Source organism: Leisingera sp. F5 (assembly GCF_001593695.1).
In genome coordinates this window covers 1-2,024 of record NZ_LUKH01000603.1, presented here as the reverse complement: position 1 = coordinate 2,024, position 2,024 = coordinate 1, and the positions used below count along the sequence as shown (strand labels likewise).

2 protein-coding genes are annotated in these 2,024 nt (G+C 62.8%); one reads left to right on the top strand and one right to left on the bottom strand.

The window, feature by feature from the left end; genetic code table 11:
* Positions 1 to 963 (top strand): mechanosensitive ion channel domain-containing protein (locus A2I95_RS33785; RefSeq protein ID WP_291736846.1); only part of this gene is annotated, 963 nt, incomplete at its 5' end.
* Between the two features lie 224 nt (positions 964 to 1,187).
* Here the strand turns inward: A2I95_RS33785 and A2I95_RS33780 are convergent.
* Positions 1,188 to 2,024 (bottom strand): CoA transferase (locus A2I95_RS33780; protein WP_291736844.1); only part of this gene is annotated, 837 nt, incomplete at its 5' end.

Here is a 2,024-nt window from a genome sequence, read left to right as displayed (position 1 = left end):
GACGCCAGATGGACTGAAACCACGGCCGCCGAACGGGTGATCGATGTGACAGTGATCCTGTTCATCGGATACATCGTCTATCACCTGTTCCGGATCTGGATCGACAGTAAGATCGACGAGGAAGCCGGCGATGTTTCGGAGGCCGAGCTGGGCGATGAAGGCGGTGCCGGGGGCGCCAGCCGTCTGGCCACTCTGCTGCCCTTGTTCCGGGGCGCGATCCTGGCGGTTGTGCTGGTCTCGATCGTGCTAATCGTGCTGCTGGAACTGGGTATCAATGTCAGCCCGCTGTTCGCCGGTGCCGGTGTTGTCGGTCTGGCGGTTGGCTTCGGCTCGCAGACGCTGGTACGGGACATTTTCTCGGGCGCGTTCTTCCTGATCGATGACGCGTTCCGCAAGGGCGAATACATCGACATCGGTGATGTGAAGGGCACGGTCGAGAAGATCTCGGTGCGATCCTTCCAGCTGCGCCATCATCTAGGCGCGCTGCACACGATCCCCTTTGGCGAGATCAAGGTTCTGACCAATTATTCGCGGGACTGGGTGATGATGAAACTGCCGATGCGCGTGACGTATGACACGGACGTGGAGAAGGTTCGTAAGCTGATCAAGAAGCTTGGCCAGAAGCTGATGGATGACCCGGTAATCGGACATACATTTATCCAGCCGTTGAAGTCTCAGGGTGTGATCGAGATGCAGGATTCTGCGATGATCATCCGCGTGAAATTCATGACCAAACCGGGGGATCAATGGATTGTCCGCAAGCGGGTGTACCAGGAGATCCGCGAACTGTTTGCCCGCGAAGGCATCAGGTTTGCCCATCGTGAAGTCACCGTGCGGCTGGCGCCGGACCAGGCCGATGAGATGACGCCAAAGCAGAAAGAGGCCGCCGCGGGGGCAGTGCAGGCTGCGATTGACGAAGATCTTCTGGACGAGATGGGCGGCCCGGGCGGCGATGACCGCTGATCAGGCCGGCTAACCCCATACGGAGCTCTCCCGCCCCCGCGCCGGATCGCCTGCGCGCTCCGCGTGGGGTTGGGCATGGCGCCGCGCTGGCGCGCGCCGCTGCCTCCGGCGGAGGTATTTTTCCCAGAAAGAAGCCGTCGCCGCGGAAACCCTTTCGTTCTGGTTGAAAATACTCCGGGATGAATTGGCTGTAAGCCAAGACGGGAGCGCCCCTTCTTCATGGGCTATTCCGGCCAGTATGCCGGTGCGCTGCCGCAACGGGAGGCGGGCCGGTCCCAGCGCATTTGGCTGGTGTCCAGGGCGAGCGGCGCAGCAAGGCGGCGGCCCGGCCCCCAGCCGCTGTTTTCGATCTCTTGGGCGAAGTCGCTGTTTGCCGGTTTGGTGACATCCGGTCCTTCAGCACATTTCTGCATTCCGGCCAGTAGCTCTGCGGTGCGGGCAAGCGACAGGCGGGCTGCGGGCACTGCTACCCCTTGGGCAGCAGTTGCCAAGGCCGAGAGCACCGCTGCAGCCATCAAATAGCCCGTGGCATGGTCCAGCGCTTGCACCGGTAAAGGGTGCGGATCGCCCGCCTTGGCCTGAACGCGGCCTGTATCGGCGATGCCTGCACTCATCTGCACGAGGCTGTCAAAACCGCGCCGCAGGGCCCAGGGGCCGGTCCAGCCATAGGCATCCAGAGAGGCTTCAACCGCATTGGGAGCGATCCGGCGGCGGGCGTCCGCGCCGTAGCCCAGACCATCCAGTGCACCGGGACGGTAGCCATGCACCAGCACATCGGCCTTGGACAGCAACGCCTCAAACCGCTGCCGGTCCGCTGTATTGCGCAGATCCAGGGAGGCCATACGCTTACCCAGCGCAACATCGGTGATGACACCAGGCTCGTCCCAGCCGGGCGGGTCGATACGCAGCACATCGGCGCCAAATCCGGCCAGAGTGCGGGTGGAAACCGGACCGGCCAAAACCCGCGTGAGGTCCAGCACTCTCAATCCGGCCAGCGGCCGTTCGGCTGTTGCCTTTGGCCGCTCACGCAGTTGGATAACACGGGGCGACCGCCATTGGAT